Source organism: Aquitalea aquatica, from assembly GCF_013911085.1.
Taxonomy (GTDB): domain Bacteria; phylum Pseudomonadota; class Gammaproteobacteria; order Burkholderiales; family Chromobacteriaceae; genus Aquitalea; species Aquitalea aquatica.
Map to the genome: position 1 here is coordinate 56,737 of NZ_JACERN010000010.1, position 24,273 is coordinate 81,009.

The following is a 24,273-nucleotide window of genomic DNA, read 5'->3' on the forward strand; positions in this document are numbered from 1 at the left end:
GCCCGGCCAGCTGCGCCAGCAATAGGCGCAAGCCGGGCCGGACACGGCGCCAAACCGTGTCTGGTCTGTCATTGGCGGCCTGCTGGCAGCCATGTCTGGATCAGGCTTCAATGCGTGCGCGTTACCTTGGACAGATGACGCGGGGTATCGGGATTGAGGCCACGCGCCTCGGACAATTGTGCAGCCATCAGGTAGAAGCTCTGGATGGCCAGCAAGGGATCCAGTGCCTCGTCATCCGCAACACTGAGCGTCAGGTCACGACTGGGCTCATCGGCCGGCGCGGCCAGCAGCACCCGCGCTCCACGGCAACGCATCTCGGCGGCCAGGGCAATCAGCCCCTGCTGCTCCGGTCCACGCGGGGCAAACACCAGCAAGGGGTAGCCTTCGTCGATCAGCGCCATCGGCCCATGCTTGATTTCCGCACCAGAGAAGGCTTCGGCCTGGATGGCGCAGGTTTCCTTGAACTTGAGCGCAGCTTCCAGTGCCACGGCAAAACCGAGACCGCGCCCTACCACCATGATGCGTTCGGCACTGGCCAGCACGGGAATGGCAGCACTCCAGTCCTGGCGGCAAGCTTCTTTCAGTTGCTCCGGCAGGGCATCGAGCGCCCGCAGCAGGCCGTTATCACCCTGCCAGTGCGCCACCAGCCGGGCTACTGCCGACAGCGAAGCGATATAGCTCTTGGTGGCGGCCACGCTCTTTTCCTCACCGGCACACAAGGGTAGCGACCACTCACAGGCAGCAGCCAGCGGCGATTCATGCTTGTTGACCAGCGCCACGGTGCGGGCACCGGCTTCGGCCAGGCGGCTCATGGTGTCGATCAGGTCCGGGCTCTGGCCCGACTGCGACAGCGCCACCGCCAGTTGTCCCTTCACCGCCAGCGGCGCGTGGTGCAGCGTCACCAGCGACATAGGCAGGGACACCACCGGCACACCCAGGCGCTGCATGGCCAGATAGGCAAAATAGCTGGCAGCATGGTCGGAGCTGCCACGCGCCACCGTCAGCGCCAGCGTGGGCCGGGCATTAGCCAGTTCGCGGCCCAGCACCGCCAGGCCTTCATCGGCATACATGTGTTGTGTGGCTACGGCATCGGCCGCAGACAGCGCTTCTTCATACATCAGAGACGACAAGGTGTTCCCCTTCCAGATAGACATCCAGCAAATTCAAGGCATCGTCCAGTACCAGCACATCGGCCCAGGCGCCGGTTTCCAGCCGGCCACGGTCGGCATGGCCCAGGTAGTCGGCCGGATACAAGGACAGCCGGTGCGAGGCCTCGGCCAGCGGCAGCCCGATGGCCAGCAGATTGCGCAAGGCCTGATCCATGGTCAGCGTACTGCCCGCCAGCGTGCCGTCGGCCAGCCGCACCCCGCCCATGCACTTGGTCACCGCATGCGAACCGAGCTTGTACTCACCGTCCGGCATGCCGGCAGCGGCAGTGGAGTCGGTGACACAGTACAGCCGGGGAATGGCACGCAAGGCAGTGCGGATGGCACCGGGATGCACATGCAGCAGGTCCGGGATCAGCTCGGCATATTCGGCATGCGCCAGCGCGGCCCCCACCATGCCCGGCTCGCGGTGATGCAGGCCGCTCATGGCATTGAACAAATGGGTAAAACCAGCCGCACCCTGCTGCAGCGCTTGCACACCGTCCTCGTAACTGCCCAGGGTATGGCCGATCTGCACCCGGATGCCGGCATCGCTCAGCGCACGGATGATCTCCATATGGCCGGGAATTTCCGGCGCCAGCGTCAGCAGCGCGATGGGGGCCAGTTGACCCAGCTTGTCGATTTGCGACAGCACGGCACGACAGGCATCGTCCGGCTGGGCACCCAGCTTGCCCGGATTGATGTACGGGCCTTCCAGATGCACGCCCAGCAGCCGTGCCGTGCCGGGGGTGCGCTGACGGCAGCAAGGCCCCAGCGCGGCCAACACGTTTTCAATCTCGTCCATCGGCGCGGTCATGGTGGTGGCCAGCATGGCGGTAGTGCCATGCCGCGCATGCAGCCGGGCAACCGCTTCGGCCGCGCGGCCGCCTTCCATGATGTCTACCCCGCCGCCGCCGTGTACATGCAGGTCGATGAAGCCGGGCAGGATGTAACGCTCTACCGCGCGGCCAGAGGCCAGCCGGCCATCGATGGCGGCGATGCGGCCATCCGCACCCAGGGTGATCGTGCCGTCCAGCCAGCCATTGCCGCTCAGGATGCGGCCCTGCAGTACATGTTGTGTCGTCATCGTCTCAGTTCAGCGACAAAGTCGTAGTAATCGTTACGGCAATAGGTATCAGTCAGTTCTATTGCCAGATTGTCGGCATTGAAGCCGATCCGGGTAATCAACAGCATGGCCTCGCCCTGGCGGATGCCGGCCAGCGCAGCGATCTCCGGCGAGGCATTCACCGCCCGGATATGCTGCAAGGCGCGCACCACCGAGTGGCCAGCGGCATCCAGGTAGGCGTACAGCGAGTTGCCTACTTTATGCGGCTCTGGCAGATAGGCCACTGGCAATGTGGTCATCTCTATCGCCATCACCACGCCATCAGCCAGCCGCTGCCGCTTCAGCCGCGCCACCTGCGAGGTGGGGGACAAGCCCAGCTTGATCACCTCGTCGTTGCTGGGCGGATGAATGCCCCGCTCCAGCCATACCGACGAAGGTTCGAACCCGCGCTGACGCAGCTGTTCGGTAAATCCGGTCAGCCGCGACAGGGGCTGCTCCAGCCGGGGCGTGATAAAGGTGCCCGAGCCATGACGGCGGCGAATCAGCCCCTGCTCCAGCAATACATCCATGGCCTTGCGGGCAGTCACCCGCGAAATACCGAGTTCTTCAGAAAAAGTCCGCTCCGATGGCAGGGCCTCATCGGCCTGCCACCAGCCGGCATTAATGGCATCGGCCAGTTTTCTGGCCAGTTGCAAATACAGCGGGGTGGTGGATTCACCCTCGGGCTTGAGTGCACTCCAGCGATTTTCCATAAGCGGTCTGCATGTGGTCTTGACGATAACAGCCTGAATATCGCACTCATTCCCGGCTGCGCCTAGCGGCTGGATTGCTGATGAAGTTAATACCACTTAAATACCACGTCAATACCAATTTTCTCAAAACCCCCATAAAAAGATGTAGCAAGCACGGGAAACAGGTAGTAAATGCAGGAAAAACCGGTGACACTCCACGCGAAGTGACAAGTACTTCCCAGCAAGCACAACGGCAAATTGGTATTGAATTGGTAATAAATAAGCAGCTAAACCGTGCAGAGCCCGGCTGATCACCGCTGACAGGCCGCAGGGCGCAGCACGCCTTGCACAGGACAGCGCGGCCTCCGCATCGCCGCACGATGCGTGGCCAGAAAACCACAGCAACTGGTATGAGCATGGTCGCAGACATGGAAAAAGGGCCACTGCTTTCGCAGGGGCCCTTTGCCGGAGGAATGAAGCGGCAGCGGTCTGCCGCAAGTCGTAATCAGCGCTTGCGCCAGCTGATGAGAATGACCCCGGACAGGATGATGACCATGGCGATGATTTCCTGCTGGCCAACATGTTCGCCCAACAGTAATACCCCCAGCATCACCGCAATGATCGGGTTGACGTAGGCATAGCTGGTAGCCGCTGCCGGCGACACGGTCTTCAGCAGATGCAGATAAGCGCTGTAGGCCAGCATGGAGCCAAAGATCGACAGATAGGCAATGGCTGCCCAGCCCTGCCATGACGGCGCGGCTGCCAGCCTTTCGCCCACCACAGTACTGCCCAGCAGCAAGGCCAGACCACCAAAAATCATCATCCAGGCACTGCCCATCGGCCCCTTGGGCTGCACGATGACCCGGCTCCAGGCCGAACCCAGCGCCCAGCCGGCCGAAGCAAACAGCAGCCAGAACGCCCCCAGCGGGCTGGCACGCAAATTGGACCCCAGATTCAGTACCAGCATGCCCAGCATACCCAGCGCAATGCCCGCCCACTCGCGCCGCGTGGCGCGCAGACCAAAACAGAAGCGGCCAAACAGCACGGTAAACAAGGGTACGGTGGCCACCACCAGCGCCGCCACCCCGGAGGACACCTGTTTTTCTGCCAGGGTGACAAAGCCATTGCCGATAGCCGGCATCAACACCCCCAGAATGGCGGCCCCGCGCAGCTCCTGTCGGCTAGGCAGACGATGGCCACGCAGCAGCAGGAAAGCCAGCATCACGCTGCCGGCAAACAGAAAACGCAAGCCGGCCATCATGAAGGGCGGCCAGGATTCGATACCGATGCGTATGAAGAAATAGGTAGAGCCCCAGATCACATACAGGGCGAAGAAGGCCGACAGGGTCAGCACGGACAGCGAAGCGTGGCGGGAAGGCATGGCGGACTCGGGGATACTGGCCGCTTACCATGCCTTCCGCATGCAGAAAACTCAAGCCTTGCCGGGAAAATATCTGTTCTGCAGGCAGAACAATCCCGGCCTTCGACCCTGCAGCCTAGCGGGTGGCCAGCCGCTGCAGGATGTTGGAAAACTCTTCCATATAGGTGTCAAAGCGGGTAGCCAGGCGGTCGACATCGGTGGCAAAGCGGTTATAGGCCACTACCGCCGGAATGGCGGCGAACAGACCGATGGCCGTGGCTACCAGTGCTTCGGCAATACCCGGTGCCACGGTGGACAAGGTGGCCTGGCCGGCATTACCCAGCCCGATAAAGGCATGCATGATGCCCCACACTGTGCCGAACAGGCCGACATAGGGGCTGACCGAACCCACCGTCGCCAGAAAGGAAGTATGGCTATCCAACGCATCCAGCTCACGCTGGGCAGCGGCGCGCATGGCACGGCGCGAACCATCCATGATGTCGGACAGCTCGGCCCCGCTACGACCGCGTAGCTTGAGGAATTCGGCAAAGCCAGACTGAAAGATGCGCTCCATGCCCACGCTGTCATTGCGCCGGTTGGCATCCTCGTACAGCCGGTTCAGGTCGGCCCCGCTCCAGAAATTGCGCTCGAACTCGTCACTATGGCGCCGAGCCGCCCGCAGCACGGCAATCTTGTTGAAGATGAGTGCCCAGGACAGCACGGACACCACGGCCAGACCGGCCATGACCAGCTGCACCACCAGACTGGCATTCATCACCAGACTGAAAATGGAAATCTGCTGCACGATGTTTCCTTGTCTAAAAGCGCGGCCTAGCGCAAAACGCGGCCGCTAGCGAAATCGATGATGGTGGAAGGCTTTCTGCGCTTGCCGATACGACCCGGCAGGGTCAAAACCCGCTCGCCAAAGGCCTGCCGACAAGCACGGGCAGTCTTGAGCGAACGCTGGCCAGCACGGTTGGCCGAGGTCGACACCAGCGCCGTGCCCAGCGCCCGGCACAAGGCAGCTGCTTCGCCATGGGCGGTAATGCGTACGGCTAGCTGCGCATGGCGACCGCGCAAGGCCGGCGGCACTTTATGCGAGGCTGGCAACAAAAAGGTATAAGGACCGGGCCAGTAGCCGGCAAGTTCCGCCCATTGTGCCGGCGACAGCGGCTTGACCAGGTGGCGGATCTGGCTGACATCGGCAGCGATGACGATCAGGCCCTTGTGGTTCGGCCTGGCTTTCACCGCCAATACGCGCCGGATGGCGCGCGCATCCTCAGGCAGACAGCCCAGGCCAAAACAGGATTCGGTGGAATAGGCGATCATGCCGCCCGCTTGCAAGCGCGCGCGTGCCTGCTGCATCAGGCCGGCCTTGGGCAAGCGGCGACGGGACGACCGCAATGGCAGGTGGGACATCGGCGAACAAACCACAAAAAAACAGAAGCTGCCATTGTAGCGGCAGCGTCCCCCGGGATGAAACCGCGATCTGCAGCAGTTTCAGTCTTTCTGGTTAAGATATTTGGCATTGATGCGCGCCAGCGTACCGTCGCGCTGCATGCCACGCAGCAATTCATTCAGTTGCTGAACCTGGCTGTCCGCCATCGCAGGATTACAGGCTAGATAGAGCAAGGTGGTATTGAAGGTCAGCACCGGTTTGAGCTGACTGACCTTTTCGCGTGCCAGCAAGGATGCGCCGAGATATTTGCCGGTAGCCCAGAAATCGATGCGTCCGACCAGCAGCTTTTTGACATTGAGCTGGTCGGTGTTGGCCAAATCCACATCAAAGCCACGGTCGATCAGGTATTGCGAGATGGCATCGCCGCTATAACCGCCGATCTTGAAACTGCGCGCCTCCTCCAGCGACAGGATGGCATGCCGGCTGTCGGCTCGCGCATACAGCACCCAGGGGTTTTCCACCAGCGGGCCTATCCACTTGAACTGATGCTCGCGGCTATCGGTCCGCGTCGTGGAGTAAAGGCAGGTATTGGCTTCCAGTACCGTCAGATTGAAAGCGCGTATCCACGGCAGCAAGCTGATGTCATAACTGACGCCAGCACGTCGGAACAGCTCCTGCACGATGTCAGTGGACAAACCACTGATGTGACCGCCCTGCCCCATCATGTTGAAGGGCGGGTAATCCTCGGTCAGCACCCTGAGCGGAGGGGCTGCCTGGACCAGTTGGCTGCACAGCAACAACAGGCTAGCCAAATATAGTTGGATGCGCATCTTACCCCTCCCAATACCACGCGGTAACCATACCGACTCCCACTGTTCACATTAGTCAAGGATAAGAGCTTGCGCTATCGGGTACTTGCGCTGACAAGAAATAGAAGTGATTCACAGCAGACTGATCCGCCCAAATGGCATGACCAGTCTGATAGATCAATAGCCAGGCTAGCCCTAAGGTGAACGCTTCGAATCATCTGGGAAGTGTCGCTCATGCCCGACAGCGTGCAAATCGGTGCGAATGTATTCTTGCAGCAGGGACATGCCCTACTCAAACAGGCCGAGAGTCTGTCAGGGGATTTCGAGCAGGCGGTCCAATTGATTGCTGATACACAAGGCAAGCTGGTGGTCTGTGGTATGGGGAAATCGGGCATCATCGGTCGCAAGATTGCCGCCACCCTGGCCTCTACTGGCAGTCCCAGCTTTTTTGTTCACCCGGCAGAAGCCTTTCATGGCGATCTGGGCATGATTACCGCACAGGACAGTGTGCTATTGCTGTCCTACAGCGGTGAAACTGAAGAAATCCGGCGACTACTCCCACACTTGCAACAACTAGGCGCACCGGTGATCGCCATCACTGCGGTGGCTGTATCGACACTGGCCACCGTCGCCGATCTGACGCTGCATGTCGATGTTCCCCGCGAGTGCTGCCCGAATAATCTGGCCCCCACCACCTCGACCACCATGATGCTGGTGATGGGCGATGCCCTCGCCATGGCACTGATGACAAAGCGGGCATTTCAGCCAGAAGACTTTGCCCGACGGCATCCCGGAGGATCGCTGGGGAAAAAACTATTGACCCGGGTCGGCGACGTGATGCATCGACACCCTCCCTGCTGTTCACTGTCGGCCCCTTTCCGCACCATCGTCAACGTCATGACTCACGGCCAGTTGGGATTGACCCTGGTCGTGGGCGAGACACAAGAGACGCTTGGCATCATTACCGATGGCGATCTGCGCCGTGCCATGGAACAGCATGAGGCACTCGGCCAGTTGCAGGCACATCAGTTAATGACGCCCGCTCCACTCACCATCCCGCAGGATGCACCATTAAGCGCAGCACAGGAGAAGATGGCGCGCCATCAGGTGACCGCACTGGTGGCAATCAACCCTCAGCACATGGCGACCGGGGTTATCAGGCTGCTTGACCTGTGCGCATGAAACCACAACTGGATCTGATCCGCCGTACCGTACTGGCTTTGTTTCTGCGCGAAATGAAAACCCGCTTCGGCAAATACCGGCTGGGCTATCTGTGGTGCCTACTGGAGCCACTGGCCCATATCAGCATCTTGCTACTGCTGTTTGGCTACATCATGCACCGCAGTATTCCGTCCATTCCGTTTCCGCTTTTTCTGCTGTGCGGAGTACTGCCATTTCTGATGTTCAACCAGATTGTCTCCCGCTCCCTCAACGCACTTGATGCCAATCAGGGCCTGCTCAGCTACCGCCCGGTGCAAGCCATCGATCTGATATTGGCACGCACCCTGCTGGAGGGGGTCATCGGCACCGTAGTCTTCGTGCTGCTGCTGCTGGGCTTGGCACTCACCGGACAGACCATTGCACTGGATCAGCTCCCTACACTATGCGGCTACTGGATATTGTTATTGCTCTTCAGTTTCAGCCTCGGCCTGCTGTTCATGCTACTCGGCCATGCTTACCCAGAGAGTGAAAAGCTCATTCCGCTACTGCTCAAGCCACTGTATTTCCTCAGCGGAGTGATGTTCCCCCTGGCACTGGTCCCTGCACCATATCAGGCCTATTTGTTGTGGAATCCCCTAGCACACGCGCTCGAGCTGATCCGCCACGCTCTGGTGGCATCCTATCCGGCAGGCCATGTCCATGGCAGCTATCTGCTGCTGTGGACTCTGGGTCTGCTGTTTTTCAGCCTGCTGTTATACAAGGGCCGGGCCAATGCCCTGCGGCGTTCATGATCCGTTTCGAGAACCTTTGCAAATCGTACAAGACACCTGCCGGACGGCATTATCTGTTCCGACAGGTCAACCTGGAAATTCCTTCCGGTAAAAGCATCGCCCTGCTCGGCCGCAACGGTGCCGGCAAATCCACGCTGCTGCGGCTGATCGGCGGCATGGATCGACCAGATTGTGGCCGCATTCACAGCGACAAAACCATTTCCTGGCCAGTCGGCTTATCCACTGGTTTCCAAGGGAGCATGAGCGGCCGTGAAAACGTCAAGTTCGTAGCGCGGCTGTATGCAAAGCCGCATGAATTGGCTGCCAAGGTAGGTTTTGTAGAAGAGTTTGCCGAATTGGGGCGCTACTTCGATATGCCACTCAAAAGCTATTCCTCGGGTATGCGCTCACGTCTGGGCTTCGGACTGTCCATGGCTTTCGATTTTGACTACTACCTGCTGGATGAAATCACCTCGGTGGGCGACGCCGTCTTTCGACAGAAAAGCGCCGCACTGATCCAACAGCGCCGCCAGCACAGCCAATTCATTTTTGTCTCGCACAATATCCAGCAACTACGCCAGTTCTGTGATGTCGCCCTGCTGCTAGATAGCCAGGGCCTGCGCTACTTCGATGATATTGACCTCGGCATCGCACAATACCGGGCAGAGAACCATGTCTGACACTCCGGCGCTGCTGCTGCACTTGCGCGGCAAATCCCTGACGCTTTGGCTCGTCGTCCTGCCGCTGGCATTGCTCGGAGTGTATCTGCTGCTAGCGCAGCCACGCTATGTCAGCGAATCCCGCATCGTGGTCAAACAAGCAGGCCAGACCGGCAATGCAGAACTGACGCTGGGCAGCCTCATCGGCAATGGCAATAGCGCCCTGCGCGACGATGCCATGCTGCTGCAAGAGTATCTGCTATCACCGGACATGCTGTATCTGGTCCACCGCCAGTTCAACCTGCACCATGCCTTTGGCGCCGCCGGGATGGACTGGTTTTACCAACTGCCCGCCGATGCCAGTAGGGAACAACTGCTGGACTACTACCGCCATCGGCTCAGCCTGCGTTTCGACGACAAGACCGGCATGCTGGTCGTGCGTAGCGAAGGGTTCACACCTGACGCCGCCCAGCGCCTGAACCAGATCTTACTCAAGGAGAGCGGGCGCTTTCTCAACGAGCTTTCTCACAAGATTGCACGGGAAGAAATGCAGTTCGCCCGCCAGGAAACCGATCATGCCTATTTAGCGCTAAGCCAGGCGCGCGAGCGACTGCTGCGCTTTCAGAACCAGCACCGGGTCATCAACCCTGTAGAGCAAGGCCTGGCAGCCAGCCGCATGATCGCCGAAATGGAAACCCGCCAGGCACAACAAGAAGCAGAACTAGACAATCTGCAACGCTACCTTCAGGCAGATGCTCCCCAGATCGAAGCCGCACGACATACCCTGGGGGCATTGAAACAGCAAATCGAAAAGGAAAAGGCCAAGCTCAGCGCCCCCTCCGGCGATCGCCTCAACCGCACTGCTGCCGAATATGCCGAACTCAAAGGACGGCTCGACTTTGCCGCCGATCTCTACAAACTAGCACTAAACAGTCTGGAAAAAGCCCGGGTCGATAGTGGCCGCAACATCAAAAGCCTAGCGGTTATTGCCGCGCCCAGCCTCGCAGAAGAGGCCGAATACCCGCAGCGCGGGTGGTGGCTGATTAGCGCAGCAGTCGTACTGCTCCTGCTATGCGGCACTCTAAAACTGGCCAGCGCCATCATTGAAGACCATTACACCTAGGCAACACACTCATGCGCATCTCATCCCAACACGCACGGACTACTGCGCTGCCCACAAGCCTCGCGCTACTGCTCGGTCTGGCATGGCTGGCCTCTGGAGCAGCAGCCTTGGCCGCGACCGGTGTTGAAAACGCTGTGACTGCTCAAGCCGCCGTGGCTTATCCGGGAAAAACAACTTCCAACATGTTTGGAGCGCAATTATTCGACGGTCATTTTAGCCAGATACAAAGCAGCGGCTTCAATCCAGACTACCGGATCAGCCTGGGTGACCGCATCAATCTGCGCCTGTGGGGAGCATTTCCCTACGAAGGCCAATTGCCAGTCGATCCGCAAGGCAATATTTTCATCCCCAATGTCGGCCCAGTCGCAGTGGCTGGCGTACGCAATGCCGAACTGAACTCACATATCAACCAACAACTCGGCAAAGTGTACAAATCCAATGTCCGCATGTACGCCAGTCTGGATACGGCCCAGCCGGTCAAGGTCTTCGTTACAGGCTACGTCAAACAACCTGGTCTCTATGGCGGCCTGGCGGCCGACAGCCCACTCAGCTATCTGGACAAGGCCGGAGGCGTGGACAGTGCCAGAGGCAGTTATGTGGATATTCGCATCTTGCGCGCCGGGCAATTGCGACTGCAGATCGATCTCTACCGTTTCCTGCTGAACGGACAGCTGGATGTCACCCAGTTTGCTGATGGCGACGTGATCGTTGTCGGACCGCGCCAGCATACCTTCTCCATGCGCGGCGAGGTGTACAACGCCTATGACTTCGAATTTCCCCATCCCAGCATCACGCTGCAGCAGGCTCTGGCCATGGCCAGGGCAAAACCTGGTGCCACCCACGTCAGCATTGTGCGTGGCCAGGGCAGCGCACGCCGCAGCGAATACCACGCACTGGCTGCCATAGAGGGGCTGCAACTGGAAGACGGCGACCAACTAACCGTCACCGCCGACCGCTATGCCGGCACCATCCAGATCCGTGTGGAAGGAGCCCACTCCGGCGAACATGCCATCGTTCTTCCCTATGGTGCCAGTATGGCCGACATCCTTGTCCAACTGCGCGGCAACCGCATGTCACAAACCAGTGCGCTACAACTGTTTCGCCAGTCCGTCGCTCAACGACAAAAGGAAATGCTGGAGGTAGCACTCAATAAACTACAGGAAAGTGCACTTTCAGCCCGCTCGGCAACCAAGGAAGAAGCCGACCTACGCAGCAAGGAAGCCGAACTAATCAGCAAATTCGTCGAACAGGCACGCAAGGTCACCCCCAAGGGGCAGGTGATTCTGAATGAAGAAAATCTGAGCAGCACCCTCTTGGAAGATGGCGACATCATTCGCATCCCGGAAAAAAGCAGTGTGGTACAGGTACACGGCGAGGTGCTGTTTCCCAATGCACTGAGTTGGCAACGCAATCTAGGCGCAACTGACTATATCAAACGTGCAGGTGGCTTCATGCAAGAGCCAGACGATTCTCGCATTGTCATTATTCGGCAAAACGGTGCCGTCATTACAGAACGAAACCCACCCATTCTTGCCGGCGATGAAATAATGGTATTACCCAAAATAGAAGCAAAAAACATTGAAATTACGCGCGGAATCACTCAGATTTTGTATCAAATTGCGGTATCAGCTAAAGTAATTTTTTCATTTTAAATATTTATCTTAATTTTATCGAAAATAAAATATGAAATCTTTTAAACTCAGCACAAATCACGCACCAACAATACTTGAAGTAATTATTCCATTTAGATGGACTGACAAACGTCCAGACCTGCTAGAACGCTTAAACTATCCACTTATGGATACACAGCGCCCAGACTCGGTTCATTTCACCATCGCCGATGATGGTTCGCCAACTCACATCAGCAAAGAGTTGGAAAAAATATGCAAAATTCACGGATATAATTATCTACATATTGAAAGTGAGTTTGAGCCAGTTTGTATGAGCAGGGCACGCAATATTGGAGTTAGTGCTGTTCCAGCACAGTTCATCATGTTTCAAGATGTTGATTTGATGCCTTACGATGGGTTTTATCATGACGTACTCAATGAAATACAAATACAAAACCTAAACGATAATGCATCACTTTTCTTGATGTTTGGAGTCATCTATCTCACACAGCCCGCTACCGCTCTTTATCATACGACTCCCGCTCATTTGCGTAAAAATTTATTCATCCAGCATTTGCTTAATGAAAACACCAACTACATAGAAAAATTCTCTACAGGAACATCCGTCACCGTATTCAACCGTAATTACTATCTATCACGAGGAGGATATGATGAAGACTTCATTGAGTGGGGTTATGAAGATATTGAATTCAACACACGCTGCATTCGTGCATCGCGCTACTTCCCTTTGCCAGAAAATTTCCTAACTGACAATCAATCATTCCGCCACATTAACCGCTATCAGGGCTGGAAAAGCATTTATAGGCTTTTTGGAGACATTACCTTCCAAAAAGGAATTGTTCTATTTCACGCCTGGCATGCTATTGATAATCATTCTGGCTACATGAAAAGAAAAACCATAAACAAACAATTATTTGAAGAAAAAGTAAAACGATTCAGCTCACGAGGAGAAGAACCACCACCTCTTGCGGCACTAGACAAGGGAAATACACTATGCTTCTCCCTAACAAATCCTTTCATCTACAATAGAAAGACGGCTCCTTTTCTTGGAAAAATATCCTGTGAAGATGAAAAAAAATTCACTTCAGAAACATTGATCGCATATATTAAAAAACACAATATAACTCGGGTACTTTTTCACAACCCTTATGCAAATGATCATCGCCAATCACTATTTGAATCTGTTAAAAAAAACAAGACTGAATTTCTGATTGCAGAGCGAGGCGCATTGCGTAATTCGGTGTTTTTTGACGATACCGGCTTCAATGCGGACAGCACAAAATTCAAAGAGAAAATTTGGAACATACCTATTTCAGAGCATGAACAGAATTATATTCGCGATTATATTATCGAAGATAAAATATTAAATGAATCATTGGAAAAACAACCTGCACTGCTAGGCATAGAAGCAACAAGAAAAAAATTAACGTTACCGCGACATAAAAAAGTCATCTTCGTCCCACTACAAAGGCCAAGCGATACAGTAATTATCCACTTTTGTAAAAAAATAGGCGGATATGACCATTTTATTGACCTCGTCAGGGACGCAATACCTCGACTCCACGACGAGTATGTATTTGTTATAAAAAAACACCCTTTAGAAGATGAAACCCCTGATCTGCCCGGTGCAATTTTTGCTAACAATATCAACATCAAAGATCTGCTTTCCATCAGCTCAGCAGTCCTTCTCATCAACTCGGGGGTTGGGATACTAGCCATGATGTATGGGAAACCTGTTCTATTAGCAGGCGAGGCATTTTATGGTTCTCCACTACTAACCCATCAGGTCACAACAATCAATGATGTTGAAAATGGATTGAAAAATTTCCAACCACATCAGGAAACTACTTTACGGTTTTTGAAATATCTGATCATGGACTACTACTCATTTGGTCATTTCCAAACGCGTGAAATACCATGGGAAGGAACTGGCCGTATGACCATTACAACGTCCATTGATTTTTATCAAATAAGAGTACCAGGTCAAGTTGGTATGAATTATTATCAACAAGAAAAACCCGTTTCACAAAATTCAATTTTATTTGATCGCTACCGTGTTCAAAAGTCACCCATCTCGCACCCACAGCCTATTGCAACGGAAAAGACAATCACTAATACTCAACCAAATAAATCTGAACAAGAAATCGAAAAAGCAATAACAAAACTTCACCCATCCACTCGCGATCGAAAAATAAAAAAATTGCGCGACGATCCCAGATCATTTTTCTTAGACTCTCGCTATCGGCTGCTTAATTTGCTGGGGAAAATACTCTGATGGCAAACATTTCAATCTTTGGATCTGGCAATGAGATTCACAGCAAAACAGATATAGACGACCAGCCAAATCTGAGCATTCAAACCAAAGGAAATAATAACAAAATAGTTATTGGCCATGGATGTGAGTTAAATGGACTAACCATTCAAATCGAAAGCAGCGGGAATATATTGTCCATTGGGAATTCATGTCGAATAAAAGGTCGTTTTATTATGAAAGTAACTGACAAAAATCAAATAAGTATCGGAAATAATTGCACAATGGGCGGTGCCAATTTGATTTGTGGTGAAGGAAGCAGCATTTTCATTGGAACAGACTGTATGCTGTCCTGGGGGATTGAAATACGTTCAACCGACTCACATGCCATTTTTCAATCCAGCGATGGAAAGCGGATTAATCCTGCAGCTGATATCCGTGTGGAAAACCATGTCTGGATTGGTGCACACTGCACCATACTTAAAGGTAGCCATATAGGAAGCGACTGCGTTGTGGGGATTCACTCTCTGGTATGTAATAGTTTCCCCGACGGTGGCCAGATTATAGCCGGCATTCCTGCCCGCTCTATCCGGCAAGGCATCAACTGGGACAGACGCTTGCTGGGATGAGCCAAAACACATATCGCTGCGGTGACGATATCGCCATCCACTCACGACAGCTATTCAACTTGCCTGGGTTGGAAATACTGCTGCAAAGCCCTTGTCATTGGCACCCTCTGGGTAGCAACTACAACCAGACATATCGCATCTGGGCAGGCTGGGGGTATAAGCCAGCAACCAAGCCACTACGCCAACATGCCCATTGCCATGGCGGGCTCTATCTTGCACTGGAAGACGGTTTCATCCGCTCACTGGGATTGGGGGTACAGGGCCACCCCCCCTTGTCCATCGTGGTGGATGATCTTGGTATTTACTATGACGCCAGCCAACCGTCACGACTGGAGGTTCTGATCAGGCAATTGATCGCCGACGGCGAGAGCACTGCCGAGCCGGCACGACAAGTGGTAGCACAAGCTCTGCTAGATGATGCCGGCCGTGGCATAGACTTGTTAATGGCTTACCGCTTGTCCAAATACAACCATGCGCCGGACTTCGTGCCACCTGCGGGCTGGCAACACGATGCGGTACTGGTGGTCGACCAGACAGTAGGGGATATGTCTGTACGTTACGGCAATGCGGATGCCGACACTTTCCGACAGATGTTGCGTGCCGCCGTGCAAGAAAACCCGACCAAGCAGATCTGGGTAAAAACACATCCAGATGTATTGTGCGGCAAGAAGCAGGGCTATCTTACCCGGCTAGTCGGAATGGAGGAGCGCGTGCAGTTGCTTGGTGTTGACGCCAACCCACTCACGCTACTGCCACATGTGTCACAGGTTTACACCGTCTGTTCCCAATTGGGCTTTGAAGCCCTGCTGTGTGGAAAACCAGTCATTACCTTCGGCCAACCTTGGTACGCCGGCTGGGGTCTGAGCGATGATCGCCACCCTTTGGCTACCAGCCTGGCAGTGCGGCGGGGGACCGCAACGCTACCGCAATTGTTTGCTGCTGCCTATCTGCAGTATTGCCGCTATGTGAATCCAAGCACGGGCGACATAGGCACGCTATTCGATGTCATCCATCATCTGCAGCGCCAAAAGGTAATCAATGATCGCCTACGCGGGGAATTGGTCTGTATCGGCATGAGCTGGTGGAAGCGGGCAGTGCTCAGCCCCTTCCTACGGCAGCCCTCCTGCACCGTGCGTTTTGTCCGATCGGCCAAAGCGCTTGAGCGTTTACCCGTGCAGCCAATGCGCAAGATCGCCACATGGGGCAGCGGTCAGGCTGACCTTCTGCATCTGGCGCACGAGCGCGGTTGGCCTCTGTTACGGATAGAAGATGGGTTCATTCGTTCGGTGGGTTTAGGTTCAAACCTGACTCAACCCTTGTCGCTAGTTCTAGATGATGAAGGCATATATTTCGACCCCCGCCAGCCTTCTCGCCTGGAAACACTACTGGCTACGAAGCAGTTTGAAGACATGGATCTGGTAGAGGCAGAGGCACTACATGCGCAACTCATCCGCACCGGACTTGGTAAATACAATATCGGTCAGGGTGCCTTGCCGTTGCCTCAACCCAGGCCAACGGCCGTGGTGCTGGTTGTAGGACAGGTAGAGGACGATGCCTCAATTTGTACCGGTTCGCCATGGATAAAGACTAACCTTGATCTACTCAAGGCGGTACGGCGGGCACGTCCAGCAGCCTTCATCGTTTACAAACCGCATCCCGATGTAGTCAGTGGCAATCGCATTGGCAGCATCGCGGCTAAAGACAGTGACGGCTTGGCTGACATGGTCACGACACAATGCGATATACATCTCTGTTTACAGCAGGTGGACGAAGTACACACCATGACCTCACTCACTGGTTTTGAAGCATTGCTGCGTGGTAAGCACGTGGTGTGCTACGGTCTGCCCTTTTATGCCGGGTGGGGTCTGACTGAGGATGTGTTCGCCCATGCTCCACTGGCAAGTGGCGCGACTCATCCAGCCTGGGAACGTCGCTCCAGACGCCTGATACTGAAAGAATTGATTGCAGCCAGCCTGTTGCTCTATCCCTGTTATATCGATCCCATCAGTGGTAATGCCATCTCAGCCAGCCAGGCCGCCACTCTGCTTGCCTGCCAAAAGGCCGACAAAACCACGACCCGCCTGCATGGCCATTCGCTTTCCAAACAACTGGGCAAACTGCGCATGCTATGGCGCTGTATCAGGCGCTGACCACGGCCGGCATATCCAGCATCTAACTGATGAATATCAGTCGCATATCTAGGAGTTTTCCCGCTCGGCAACCAGTATCTGGTAACAGATTCGCTCTGCATTTTCGGTTGTACTTATAGCTGCCTGAGGTGCCAAGACACAAGCCTCCGGACAAGGTATCCGAAACAGTGCAGGAGTCGCGTTTGTCGCCCAATGATTTATCTCCACCCAGCCCGATCACACCGCCTAACGACACCAGTTCGGTATGGGGGCCTTTTTCCCCCACACCCGCAGCAGTAACAACAGCACCTGCACTACAAGTCCTGCTCAGCCACAAGCGCATATTATTGCTGCAAGGACCCATGGGCTTTTTCTTTTACCAGTTTGGCCACTGGCTACAGCAACGCAAGCATATGGTTTACCGCGTGCTGTTTAATGGCGGTGACTGGCTGTTTTATCGCAGCCGACAGGCGGAACATTTCCGTGGCAAAGCAGAAGAGTTTGCCATCTGGTTACCCCTCTATCTGGCCGAATGGGACATTGAGGCCATCGTCTGCTTCGGTGACTGTCGCCAATATCACCAGGTCGCAGCGGCAATTGCTCAACAGTGCAATATGGCATTCTTTGTATTTGAAGAAGGCTACCTGCGCCCGGATTACATCACACTGGAACAAGACGGTGTCAATGCCCGCTCATCGCTAGCCGGGTATTTCGCTTCGCTTCCACCTCCAGCGCTGGGCGAACATCTTCCAGCCAAACCGGTTAACGCGTCTTATCCACGCATGGCCATGTCGGCGATGGCGTATTACTGTGCCTGCTGGCTGTTGCACTGGCGCTATCCACATTATGTGCACCACAAATCGCTCCAGCCCTTACCGGAAGCCTGGCGATGGATACGCTCCGGCCTGCGCAAAATGCTCTACACCCTTACGGAATACCGACTGCGGCGCGATATGCTGGGTCTGCGGCAGAATCGATTCTTTCTGGTAGCCCTGCAAGTATTCAATGATAGCCAGGTGCGGCATCACAGCAGCTACGGCGATGTGCGGGAATTCATTACCGAGGTCATCACCTCCTTTGCTCACCATGCAGCGCATGATCAGCACCTGCTGCTGAAGCACCACCCGATGGACCGGGGGCACCGGCAGTATCGGCAGCAGATACGCCAGATCGCGCTACAGCTGGGTGTCGACCAGCGTGTACATTACCTGCACGATGCCCATCTACCCTCATTGCTCAAGGCCAGTCGAGGGGTGATTACCATCAACAGTACGGTCGGGCTGTCCGCTCTGCATCACGGTAAACCAGTCATCACGCTGGGTAGCGCGCTGTATGACATGCCTGGGCTGACTGCGCAGTGCCAGTTGGCTGAATTCTGGCGGTGCATACCAGTGCCTGACCCGCAACGCTATCAGCAGCTACGCCTGTCATTGCTGCATCATACCCAGCTGAATGGTGCTTTTTATGGTAACAACCACTGGATGATGCACCAGGCGGGCTCGGCCTCAGCTTCAGCGCGTCATCGAATCAGGTTCATTCTGACCATGCTGATGGTGCTGGCCTGCCAGTTGCTGTGGCCGACCTGAAACCTGTGCATGCCAGGCCTCGCAGCGCATGGTGGGGGTTTCGCAGCGGGACCGGGCCAGCCAGTAGCCGACACGCCGCCAGCAGCGGCGCTCGTGTCGAATGAAACGTAGCAGGGCATGGCCCCAACTGTCGGGCTCCGGGGATGTGGCGTTTGCATGGTGCTGACAGAACATTTTTTTCTCCTGGACACAGGCGGCTTCGATGAAAAAAATATAGCCCCGGGCCGGTGAATATCCTGTCAAGAGATGGCTGTCTCCTATAAAAAAGTCGCAAAAAAAAACGGCAGCCTTGCGGATGCCGTTCACTGGATGGCGCGGATGAGTTGCGCTTATTTGGGCCGGTTGATGGCCTTGCTGCCAATGTCACGACGCAGCTGGCAACCATCGAAATGGATGGCATCGGCCACGGTGTAGGCCTTGGCCTGTGCCATCTTGACGCTGTCCCCCAGGCCCACCGCACACAGCACGCGGCCGCCATGGCTGACTACCTGCTTGCTGTCGTTAAAGGTGGTACCGGCATGGAACACCATGCTGTCGGCGGTTTCGGCCGGCAAGCCGCTGATGACATCGCCCTTGCGCGGTGCTTCGGGGTAGCCGGCAGCCGCCAGTACCACACCCAGCGCCACACGGCGGTCCCATTCGGCTTCGACCTGATCGAGCTTGCCGTTGACGCCGGCCTCCAGGAGCACGGTGAAGTCGGACTTCAGCCGAGCCATGATGGGCTGGGTTTCCGGGTCGCCAAAGCGGCAGTTGAATTCGATGGTAAACGGGTTGCCGTCCTTGTCTATCATCAGCCCGGCATACAGGAAGCCGGTATAATTGTGGCCGTCCTTTTTCATGCCTTGCACCGTCGGCAGGATGATTTCGCGCATCACGCGGTTGTGCACCTGCGGGGTGACCACCGGTGCCGGGCTATACGCGCCCATGCCGCCGGTATTGGGGCCGAGGTCGTCGTCCAGCAGGCGCTTGTGATCCTGGCTGGTGGCCATCGGCAGCACGTGATCGCCATCCACCATGACGATGAAGCTGGCTTCTTCGCCCTGCAGGAAGTCTTCGATCACCACGCGTGCACCGGCGCTGCCCATCTTGTTGCCCACCAGCATGTCGTCGATGGCGGCATGCGCTTCGTCCAGCGTCAGCGCCACCACCACGCCCTTGCCAGCGGCCAGGCCATCGGCCTTGATCACAATGGGCGCGCCCTTGGCATCGACATAGGCATGCGCTTGTGCCGCGTCGCTGAAAGTCTGATAACCCGCGGTGGGGATGCCATGGCGCTGCATGAAGGCCTTGGCAAAGTCCTTGGAGCTTTCCAGCTGGGCACAATACTGGGTGGGGCCGAAGATTTTCAGACCGGCAGCACGGAAGGCGTCCACCACACCGGCAGCCAGCGGGGCTTCCGGGCCGACCACGGTCAGCTGGATGTCTTCGCTGCGGGCAAAGGCAACCAGTTCTTCGTTGCTGGCCAGCGCAATATTGGTGAGATTGGGGTCGAGCGCGGTGCCGGCATTGCCCGGTGCCACAAACACCTTGGAGACGCGGCTGGACTTGGCGATACGCCAGGCCAGCGCGTGTTCGCGGCCACCAGAGCCGATTACCAACACTTTCATCTTGCGAGATCCTTCATCGTTGGGCGACAGGCTTGTTGCCGTCGCCGGCATTGTGCCGCAGCCATGGTGGGACTACGGTCAGAATTGTACATTCAAGCTGGGGGGAAACGGGTAGTTTCCACTGTTGGCATCAGGTAGCAGCTGGCTGTGCTGGCTGACTTTTTTGCCATCGATCATGCCCTGCCACTGTATGTCCAGCGGGTAGAAACGACCTCCTGGCGTGGCTGCCTGCGGCAACCAGCGCCAATGTGTCTGCAGTTCCGTCACCGCTGGGCAGCCAGCGCCTGCGGCATCACCGCACACGCCTTTGTTGTCGGCTTGTTCAGTCAAATGCCCCATGCTGCGGATGTCGCTGGCCGTGGCATGGAAAAACTCCACCGTGCTGGCGGTATAGCCTTGCTGCACATAGCCGCTTTGCAGGACCCAGCCCCATTCATGCGGGCCAAGCTGCACCACGCGGGCAGCGGCTGCCATGCCGTTGGTCCCCATTTCCAGCTGTTTTTCCGTCTGCAACACATACTGGCCGTTCTGCAGCACAAACAGCAGCAGGCGGCTGATGCCAGAGGCGGCAAAGCTGTCCATGCCTTCGCCGGCCGAATCTGCCGTATCTGCCACAAAGGTGCTCAGCAACAGCTGGCGGCCCTGGCCATCCTGCGCCTGCTGCAAGGGGCCGAATACACCGACAAACGGTCCTGCGCTATTGCTGGCCTTAGCTTCCAGCTTCCATTGTCCCGGCTTTGGCCCGGCCTGCATGTCCTGGCTGCTGCGGTATAGCGCCACGGCCTGTTCGGCCAGACGGTTCAGGTCAGGCGCACTGGTCACAGCGGGCAGGGCTGCTGGCGGCGTGGATGGCTGTTCCAGCCAGTAGACTCCAGCGGCCAGGCCGAGTATCAGCACAATCAGCAGCATGGTCCTGTTGGTCTTGGTCACGGCTTCTCCGGCTGGCGGCAAAGCAATAGGTGTGCGGCCTCCCCGCCGCCCTGTGCGTGGAGAGGCCGTTCGCGCTTAGTGGCGGAAATGACGTACGCCGGTCAGCACCATGGCAATACCATGCTCGTCGGCTGCGGCGAACACTTCTTCGTCACGCATGGAGCCACCCGGCTGGATGATGGCTTTGATGCCCTGCTCGGCAATCACGTCGATGCCGTCGCGGAAGGGGAAGAAGGCATCGCTGGAGGCCACGGCACCTTGCAGGCTCAAACCGGCATCCTGTGCCTTGCGGGCGGCGATGCGGGTGGAGTCCACGCGACTCATCTGGCCGGCACCGATACCGACGGTCTGGCCCTTATTGCAGAACACGATGGCATTGGATTTGACGAACTTGGCCACGCGCCAGGCGAACAGCAGGTCGGACAGCTCTTGCGGGGTCGGTTGACGCTTGGTCACCACGCGCAGTTCGTCCAGCGCCACATTGCGGATGTCCGGGGTCTGTACCAGCACACCGCCGCCCACGCGCTTCAGTTCGAAACGGTTGGCACCGGCTTCCAGCGGAATTTCCAGCACGCGCACGTTCTTCTTGGCGGCGATGATGGCCTTGGCTTCTTCGGTGAAGGACGGGGCGATCAGCACTTCCAGGAACTGGCCGGTCACCGCTTCCACGGTTTCGGCATCCACCGGACGGTTGAAGGCGATGATGCCGCCAAAGGCGCTGGTGGTATCGGTGGCGAAGGCCAGACGATAGGCGCTCAGGGTGTCACCCGCCACGGCCACGCCGCAGGGGTTGGCATGCTTGACGATGACGCAGGCGGTTTGGTCGAAAGTCTTGACGGCTTCCCAGGCAGCGTCGGCGTCCGCGATATTGTTGTAGGACAGTTCCTTGCCTTGCAGCTGACGGTAGCCGGAGATGGTGCCGGCAGCCGGATCCAGATCGCGGTAGAAGGCGGCGGACTGGTGCGGGTTTTCACCGTAACGCATGTCCTGCACCTTGACGAACTGGGCGTTCAGGCGGTTCGGGAAGGCCACGCGTTCCGGCTTGCCGCTCACCACGCCATCGGCCAGGCTGGTCAGGTAGTTGGAAATGGCACCGTCGTAAGCAGCGGTGTGGGTGAAGGCTTTCTTGGCCAGTTCAAAGCGGGTGGTCTTGGCCAGTTTGCCGTCATTGGCTTGCAGTTCGGCAGTCAGCGCGGCGTAGTCGGCGGCATCGGTGATGATGGCAACATGGGCCCAGTTCTTGGCGGCAGAGCGCACCATGGTCGGGCCGCCGATGTCGATATTCTCGATGGCGTCTTCCAGCACACAGTCCGGGTTGGCGATGGTGGCTTCAAACGGGTAGAGGTTTACACATACCAGGTCGATATTGCCGATATCGTATTCGGCCATCTTGGCCACGTGTTCCGGCAGGTCGCGACGCCCCAGGATGCCGCCGTGCACCTTGGGGTGCAGGGTCTTGACGCGGCCATCCAGCATTTCCGGAAAACCGGTGTAGTCGGATACTTCGGTCACCGGCACGCCATTATCGGCCAGCAGTTTGGCGGTGCCGCCGGTAGACAGGATGTGCACGCCCAGTTTGGCCAGTTCCCGTGCGAATTCCAGAACACCGGTCTTGTCGGAGACGCTGATCAGCGCGCGTTCGATTTTGGTCATGTTTCTCTACCACCTTGGCTAATGAATGAAAAAAACTGGTCAAGCTTGGACCTGATGCCCGCATCAGGTCTGGTACGGTATGCCCTGCACCGCAGGCAGGCACAAAAAAACCGGCCATCCTGTATGGGGTATGGCCGGTTTATCTTCATATCAAATCATACGACTTCATTTTTTTACGCAGGGTATTGCGATTGAGCCCCAACAACTCGGCTGCCCGAGTCTGGTTGCCCTGGGTGTGTGTCAGCACCACCTCTATCAGTGGCTTTTCCACGCAGGCCAGCACCATGTCGTAGATGGAGGCAGGTATCTCGCCGTCCAGATCACGGAAATATTGTTCCATCGCCAGTCGTACCGACTGGGAAATATGTTCGTTGTTTTGCATGTTTATTGTTCTGTCTTCAGCATTTCGTGTGAACACTGCTGCTTCGCCCCGATGTCGGCCCCGGGCACCTTTACCGCCGTACTTCCCTGCCCGCTAGACCGGCAGCGACGCCTCCGGCAGGGAGTCATATTCCAGCCGCTCCGATTGCGCGGCCAACTGATCAAAATAGCCGGCCACGGCCTGTCGTTGCGTCGTCGTGTCTTCCAGCTGATACATCGCCTGGCGAAACTCGTTGGAGCCCCTCAGCCCCCTGGTGTACCAGGCAATATGCTTGCGCGCGATACGACAGCCGGAGTATTCGCCATAAAAACCATACAAATCATCCAGATGTTCCAGCATGATCTGGCTGATTTCACTGACCTGCGGCGGCGGCAACAGCGCGCCGGTGTCGAGAAAATGCTGTATCTCGCGAAAAATCCACGGCCGGCCTTGTGCTGCCCGGCCTATCATCACCGCGTCAGCTCCGGTGTACTGCAATACCTGCTGCGCCTTGTGCGGCGTATCGATATCTCCGTTGGCAATCAGCGGAATACCGATGCTGGCTTTCACCGCACGGATGGTGTCGTATTCGGCGTCCCCCCGGTACATGTCTTCACGGGTGCGGCCATGCAAGGCCAGCGCGGCAATGCCGCAGTCTTCCGCCAGTTTGGCCACCCGTAGGGCATTGCGGTGCTCGGGACTCCAGCCGGTGCGGGTTTTCAGCGTAACCGGCACATCTACCGCGCGGACAACGGCTTCCAGAATGCGCCCGACCAACGCTTCGTCGCGCAGCAGGGCGGAACCCGCCGCCACATTGCATACCTTCTTGGCCGGACAACCCATATTGATGTCGATGATCTGCGCACCCTGCTCGACATTGATGCGTGCGGCCTCGGCCATCTGCTGCGGGTCCGAACCGGCGATCTGCACCGAAATCGGCTCCACCTCGCCGGCATGATCAGCCCGGCGCAAGGTCTTGGCGGTAGCCCACAGCGATTTGTTGGAGGTAATCATCTCCGACACCGCCATGGCTGCGCCCATTTTCTTGCACAGCATGCGAAACGGTCTGTCCGTCACACCGGCCATGGGTGCCACGATCAGCCGGTTTTTCAGGGTATAAGGACCAATGCGCATCAGGGTTTTCTGCGGTCAAACAAGCAAAAGGGCGGCCATTGTAATGCTTTTTTTTTGAGCAGTAAAAACCTTTTTGCTTATTTTTTGAGCAAGGTCGATAGCGAGAAGAAATGGTACAGTCGGGTACTGCTGGAGGGGT

The 24,273-nt window shown here is 56.6% G+C and carries 21 protein-coding genes; 9 read left to right on the top strand and 12 right to left on the bottom strand.

Annotated features, from left to right (window positions below):
* Positions 1-107 precede the first annotated feature (107 nt).
* The 7 genes from H2Z84_RS03095 to H2Z84_RS03125 all read right to left on the bottom strand — a co-directional run bounded on the left by H2Z84_RS03095 (position 108) and on the right by H2Z84_RS03125 (position 6,531).
* Positions 108-1,130 (bottom strand): SIS domain-containing protein, encoded by a 1,023-nt coding sequence (locus tag H2Z84_RS03095; RefSeq protein WP_258869271.1) that lies wholly within the window; start codon positions 1,128-1,130, stop codon positions 108-110.
* Positions 1,111-2,232, bottom strand: coding sequence for an N-acetylglucosamine-6-phosphate deacetylase (gene nagA, locus H2Z84_RS03100; protein ID WP_181834678.1), 1,122 nt, complete (start codon positions 2,230-2,232; stop codon positions 1,111-1,113). The genes H2Z84_RS03095 and nagA overlap by 20 nt, the downstream gene beginning before the upstream one ends.
* Positions 2,229-2,963, bottom strand: a complete 735-nt coding sequence (locus tag H2Z84_RS03105) for a GntR family transcriptional regulator (RefSeq protein WP_059286461.1) — start codon at positions 2,961-2,963, stop codon at positions 2,229-2,231. Before H2Z84_RS03105 ends, nagA begins: the two co-directional genes overlap by 4 nt.
* A gap of 484 nt (positions 2,964-3,447) precedes the next feature.
* The gene (gene yedA, locus H2Z84_RS03110) at positions 3,448-4,323 is read right to left on the bottom strand and encodes a drug/metabolite exporter YedA (protein WP_181834679.1); all 876 of its coding nucleotides are present in this window, start codon (positions 4,321-4,323) and stop codon (positions 3,448-3,450) included.
* A 115-nt stretch (positions 4,324-4,438) separates the two neighbouring features.
* On the bottom strand, positions 4,439-5,107 hold the full coding sequence (gene tolQ / locus H2Z84_RS03115) for a protein TolQ (protein ID WP_181834680.1): 669 nt from the start codon (positions 5,105-5,107) through the stop codon (positions 4,439-4,441).
* 26 nt (positions 5,108-5,133) lie between these two features.
* The gene (gene tsaC, locus H2Z84_RS03120; RefSeq protein ID WP_258869272.1) at positions 5,134-5,721 is read right to left on the bottom strand and encodes an L-threonylcarbamoyladenylate synthase type 1 TsaC; all 588 of its coding nucleotides are present in this window, start codon (positions 5,719-5,721) and stop codon (positions 5,134-5,136) included.
* An 81-nt stretch (positions 5,722-5,802) separates the two neighbouring features.
* Positions 5,803-6,531 (bottom strand): substrate-binding periplasmic protein, encoded by a 729-nt coding sequence (locus H2Z84_RS03125; RefSeq protein ID WP_181834681.1) that lies wholly within the window; start codon positions 6,529-6,531, stop codon positions 5,803-5,805.
* A gap of 213 nt (positions 6,532-6,744) precedes the next feature.
* On the opposite strand from H2Z84_RS03125, the gene H2Z84_RS03130 reads away from it, so the two are divergent.
* From H2Z84_RS03130 to H2Z84_RS03170, 9 genes are all read left to right on the top strand, one after another.
* Entirely contained in the window at positions 6,745-7,692 is a 948-nt protein-coding gene (locus tag H2Z84_RS03130) for a KpsF/GutQ family sugar-phosphate isomerase (protein ID WP_181834682.1), read from the top strand.
* A complete protein-coding gene (locus tag H2Z84_RS03135) occupies positions 7,689-8,462 on the top strand; it encodes an ABC transporter permease (protein ID WP_181834683.1) in 774 nt (257 codons plus the stop codon). The genes H2Z84_RS03130 and H2Z84_RS03135 overlap by 4 nt, the downstream gene beginning before the upstream one ends.
* The gene (locus tag H2Z84_RS03140) at positions 8,459-9,121 is read left to right on the top strand and encodes an ABC transporter ATP-binding protein (RefSeq protein WP_181834684.1); all 663 of its coding nucleotides are present in this window, start codon (positions 8,459-8,461) and stop codon (positions 9,119-9,121) included. Before H2Z84_RS03135 ends, H2Z84_RS03140 begins: the two co-directional genes overlap by 4 nt.
* Complete coding sequence (locus H2Z84_RS03145) at positions 9,114-10,223, top strand: KpsE/RkpR family capsule polysaccharide export protein (protein WP_181834685.1); 1,110 nt, start codon at positions 9,114-9,116, stop codon at positions 10,221-10,223. The genes H2Z84_RS03140 and H2Z84_RS03145 overlap by 8 nt, the downstream gene beginning before the upstream one ends.
* Before the next feature lie 11 nt (positions 10,224-10,234).
* Positions 10,235-11,875: a polysaccharide biosynthesis/export family protein gene (locus tag H2Z84_RS03150; protein WP_181834686.1), complete on the top strand. Its 1,641-nt coding sequence runs from the start codon at positions 10,235-10,237 to the stop codon at positions 11,873-11,875.
* 31 nt (positions 11,876-11,906) lie between these two features.
* A complete protein-coding gene (locus H2Z84_RS03155; protein ID WP_181834687.1) occupies positions 11,907-14,129 on the top strand; it encodes a capsular polysaccharide export protein, LipB/KpsS family in 2,223 nt (740 codons plus the stop codon).
* On the top strand, positions 14,129-14,734 hold the full coding sequence (locus H2Z84_RS03160) for an acyltransferase (protein WP_181834688.1): 606 nt from the start codon (positions 14,129-14,131) through the stop codon (positions 14,732-14,734). The genes H2Z84_RS03155 and H2Z84_RS03160 overlap by 1 nt, the downstream gene beginning before the upstream one ends.
* Entirely contained in the window at positions 14,731-16,884 is a 2,154-nt protein-coding gene (locus H2Z84_RS03165) for a capsule polysaccharide biogenesis protein (RefSeq protein WP_181834689.1), read from the top strand. The genes H2Z84_RS03160 and H2Z84_RS03165 overlap by 4 nt, the downstream gene beginning before the upstream one ends.
* A gap of 341 nt (positions 16,885-17,225) precedes the next feature.
* On the top strand, positions 17,226-18,449 hold the full coding sequence (locus H2Z84_RS03170; protein WP_181834690.1) for a capsule polysaccharide biogenesis protein: 1,224 nt from the start codon (positions 17,226-17,228) through the stop codon (positions 18,447-18,449).
* Positions 18,450-18,778: 329 nt separating this feature from the next.
* Here the strand turns inward: H2Z84_RS03170 and purD are convergent, their stop codons facing one another.
* From purD to dusB, 5 genes are all read right to left on the bottom strand, one after another.
* A complete protein-coding gene (gene purD / locus H2Z84_RS03175; protein WP_181834691.1) occupies positions 18,779-20,056 on the bottom strand; it encodes a phosphoribosylamine--glycine ligase in 1,278 nt (425 codons plus the stop codon).
* A gap of 78 nt (positions 20,057-20,134) precedes the next feature.
* Positions 20,135-20,986, bottom strand: coding sequence for a hypothetical protein (locus H2Z84_RS03180; RefSeq protein ID WP_181834692.1), 852 nt, complete (start codon positions 20,984-20,986; stop codon positions 20,135-20,137).
* A gap of 75 nt (positions 20,987-21,061) precedes the next feature.
* On the bottom strand, positions 21,062-22,639 hold the full coding sequence (purH, locus tag H2Z84_RS03185; protein ID WP_181834693.1) for a bifunctional phosphoribosylaminoimidazolecarboxamide formyltransferase/IMP cyclohydrolase: 1,578 nt from the start codon (positions 22,637-22,639) through the stop codon (positions 21,062-21,064).
* Positions 22,640-22,784: 145 nt separating this feature from the next.
* Positions 22,785-23,021, bottom strand: coding sequence for a helix-turn-helix domain-containing protein (locus H2Z84_RS03190; protein ID WP_045845804.1), 237 nt, complete (start codon positions 23,019-23,021; stop codon positions 22,785-22,787).
* Positions 23,022-23,114: 93 nt separating this feature from the next.
* Complete coding sequence (dusB, locus tag H2Z84_RS03195; protein ID WP_181834694.1) at positions 23,115-24,134, bottom strand: tRNA dihydrouridine synthase DusB; 1,020 nt, start codon at positions 24,132-24,134, stop codon at positions 23,115-23,117.
* Positions 24,135-24,273 lie beyond the last annotated feature (139 nt).